3 protein-coding genes are annotated in these 3,091 nt (G+C 32.9%); 1 reads left to right on the forward strand and 2 read right to left on the reverse strand.

What is annotated here, in order from left to right; all coding sequences use genetic code 11:
* Positions 1 to 14 precede the first annotated feature (14 nt).
* A complete protein-coding gene (locus tag WCG23_13195; protein ID MEI8390827.1) occupies positions 15 to 947 on the reverse strand; it encodes a cache domain-containing protein in 933 nt (310 codons plus the stop codon).
* Between the two features lie 143 nt (positions 948 to 1,090).
* Positions 1,091 to 1,636, reverse strand: coding sequence for a hypothetical protein (locus tag WCG23_13200; GenBank protein MEI8390828.1), 546 nt, complete (start codon positions 1,634 to 1,636; stop codon positions 1,091 to 1,093).
* Positions 1,637 to 1,818: 182 nt separating this feature from the next.
* Here WCG23_13200 and WCG23_13205 point away from each other — a divergent pair, with 182 nt between their 5' ends.
* Entirely contained in the window at positions 1,819 to 2,835 is a 1,017-nt protein-coding gene (locus WCG23_13205; GenBank protein MEI8390829.1) for a DnaJ C-terminal domain-containing protein, read from the forward strand.
* The last annotated feature ends 256 nt before the right edge of the window (positions 2,836 to 3,091 follow it).

The following is a 3,091-nucleotide window of genomic DNA, read 5'->3' on the forward strand; positions in this document are numbered from 1 at the left end:
CAAAAAGTATAAATTTAATTTTTATCAGAATCAAAAGAATTAATTAATATCCCTATAGGTACGTCAATTAACAAAATAAACCCGTTTGGCAAAGCCGAATACGATATTATTCTGTGTACACCGCCATTATTGTACTCAACAAAACCTTCTTTCTGCTTTTTTAAAGATTTTTCTAAAAACTTGTAAAGCCCCTTTTGTACTTGAAGAAAATTATCTCCCGTCTTAAATTTATCACCTGCAATAAAATTAAAATTATTATCAATAATATAAGCATTATTATTTTTATAAATATTTATATTTTTAACTATATTATTTAGGTTATCAAGCGTTATGTCCATTCCGGAAAGACCTAGTAAAAAACCGTTTTTATAAACAGGAACTGCATATGTAACCATTGCCATTTTAAGATCAGAGTCTATATATGGCGCAGCCCAAGTTGCTTTACCTGTTTCTACAGGAATCCAATAATAACCGCCATCTTTGTGAGTAATTTCAGAATTCGAAATTTTTCTTTCAAAATTTCCATCTTTGCCGACAAACCAGGCACCGTCAAAACTTGGTATATAATTCTGATCGTAATAAAAATAAGAACTCATACACCATTTAGTATTTTCACCCAGTTTTTTAACATAAACTCTGATTTTAGAATATTCGGTTTCTGCAACTGATCTTGACCTTAGACTATTCATATCATTTTTATTTTGTACGGAGCTTGCGCTTTCAATAAGGCTTCCCATCAAAGTTACATTCTTTTCAACCTGTTTTAAATCGTTATAAATCTCATTGGATTTATTTTTAGAACTTATTAACAACAACTCTTCTGCGCTGTTAGAAATAATTTGACTGCTTTTCAATACACTGATACTGCCGATTGTTATTGCCGTAAGCAAAGATAGACCGACCATACTCGCAATAATTCTTGCACTTAAAGACTCCAACTTAATCATTTGATTTTCCCTACACTTGCTATTACTATAACTTCTTAAAAAATTTTATTACTAATTCAATTAATGATTAAAAAATTAACCCAAAATGTTTTTATCTAATTATACATCTTTAGTTTAAAAAAACATACTCTTTTGAACAAAATTTAATTTTCGATTTTAAATAACACTTTATATAAGTATTTATCTACGTAGAGCCAAATTTCAAGATAGTTTCCATTGCCGACAACTTTGCTTTCAAGGGCTGACTTAGGGGGGACAAGTACCTTTCTTTGCTCAAAGGATTTTTTAAAAGGCAGTGTAATTATTTTTTTAGGTATTTCAATAAATATTTTTTCAGGAATCGCCTTATATAAAGGGACTTTTGGTTTTATTGGTTCTTTATAAACCAGCTCCGGAATGATTAATACTTTTTGGTAAACAGGAATTATACCTGCTACCCTCCCGTTTTGTTTAAAAAGAAGAAATTCATATCCGTCACATTTTGCAGGTTTTACAAGATAATAACCGGGTTTTAAAAGAACTTTTTTGTTTCTTAGCGTATCTGTAATTCTTATTAAGGTATAAGGAGAAATTACATATCTGTTATAATCGCTGTCTTGAGCCTGATCAATGCCGTCTTCATACATAAAATCAAGAACAGGGGTATCTTTATAAAGCAAATCATAATTAATCCTTGAACTTTCAGCCATACAAGAGAGGTTTGAAAACTTAAGAAAAGATATTAACATTAGTAATATAATAAAAACTTGTTTCATAATTTTATTATAAGGCAAGTTTTAATGACTATGAATAAATTTATAATTTTTTCATATTTGTTGAGTATATTTATTTTTTGCTTAAAATAAAATTAGAGATTTGAGAACTGATAAAGATGAAATATAAAGATTATTATAAAATTCTCGGGGTATCAAGGGATGCTGATGAAAAGCAGATAAAAGCAGCTTTTCGCAAGTTGGCGCGAAAATATCACCCTGATGTTAATAAAGATTCCGATGCCACGATAAAATTTAAAGAAATAAATGAAGCTTACGAAGTTCTGTCTGATTCTGAGAAAAGACAGAGATATGACGGTTTAGGCAGCAGTTGGCAGGAAGGGTCGCAATTTACTCCTCCTCCCGGATTTGAAAACATCCACATGAATTTTGGTGAAGGCGGATTCGGCGGATTCCGCACGTTTGGCGATTTTGGAGAAGGCGGCGGACTTGGCGGATTTAGCGAGTTTTTTGAGTCTATTTTCGGTGATTTCGCAAAACAATCAACATCCACTCACAGACAACAACACCCTCATCCGCAAAGACATCAACAGCCTGAAGAAAATCTCGATATAACACAGGATTTGGCTATTGATCTTGAAGATTTAACGGGTGAGGGAACTAAAGCTGTAAGGATAAGTTATATAGATAAATGCGCCGAGTGCGGCGGTCGCGGTTCCAGATGCTACAAATGCGGAGGAAGCGGAGTAGCTTCTGTTTCAAAAGTTTTAAACGTAAAAATTCCTAAAGCAATCAAAGAGGGTTCGAAAATTCGTCTTGTCGGTGAAGGAAAAGCTTCTTCCTCAGGAAAAAACGGGAACCTGTATTTTGTAATTAAGTATAAACACCATCATGAGTTTACTGTTGATGGATCTAATCTTTCTTCTGATGTGGAAATTCCTGCTCCTAAAGCTGTCCTTGGCACTGTTGCAGAAGTTAAAACCCTTCAAGGCGTTGTAAAAGTTACTATACCGTCCGGTACTCAATCAGGAAAATCTTTAAGGCTTAAAAATCTGGGACTTCCCAAAAAAGAAGGCGGATTTGGCGATCATATAGCAAAAATTAAGATTACAATTCCAGAACATCCGACTCAGGAAGAAAAAGAGCTTTATAAAAAACTAGCTGAGTTAATTTAATTTTGAAGCAAAGCGGATTGCGAGCAACTAAGCAGCGAAGAATATGTATAATTAACCAGAATTGCAAATTAAATTTACGCGTCATTGAGAGGAGAGGCTTTAGACTCGATTTGGCAATCTATTTTATTTTTTAAATGGACAGATGCTTCGTTTCACTCAGCATGACGAATTTAGCGATTTAACAATTCGAGTTAATTAAGCTTCTAGTGTTCAGTTAAGTTAAAAGTTTAGAACAAATTTTCTTTTTTCACGTCTT

Source organism: bacterium, assembly GCA_037147175.1.
GTDB lineage: Bacteria > Cyanobacteriota > Vampirovibrionia > Gastranaerophilales > UBA9971 > UBA9971.

What these genes read in the sequence shown, in the direction of transcription:
- WCG23_13195 (MEI8390827.1), bottom strand. Translation starts at nt 947, where the DNA reads ATGATTAAGTTGGAGTCTTTAAGTGCAAGAATTATTGCGAGTATGGTC.
- WCG23_13200 (MEI8390828.1), bottom strand. Translation starts at nt 1,636, where the DNA reads ATGGCTGAAAGTTCAAGGATTAATTATGATTTGCTTTATAAAGATACC.
- WCG23_13205 (MEI8390829.1), top strand. Translation starts at nt 1,819, where the DNA reads ATGAAATATAAAGATTATTATAAAATTCTCGGGGTATCAAGGGATGCT.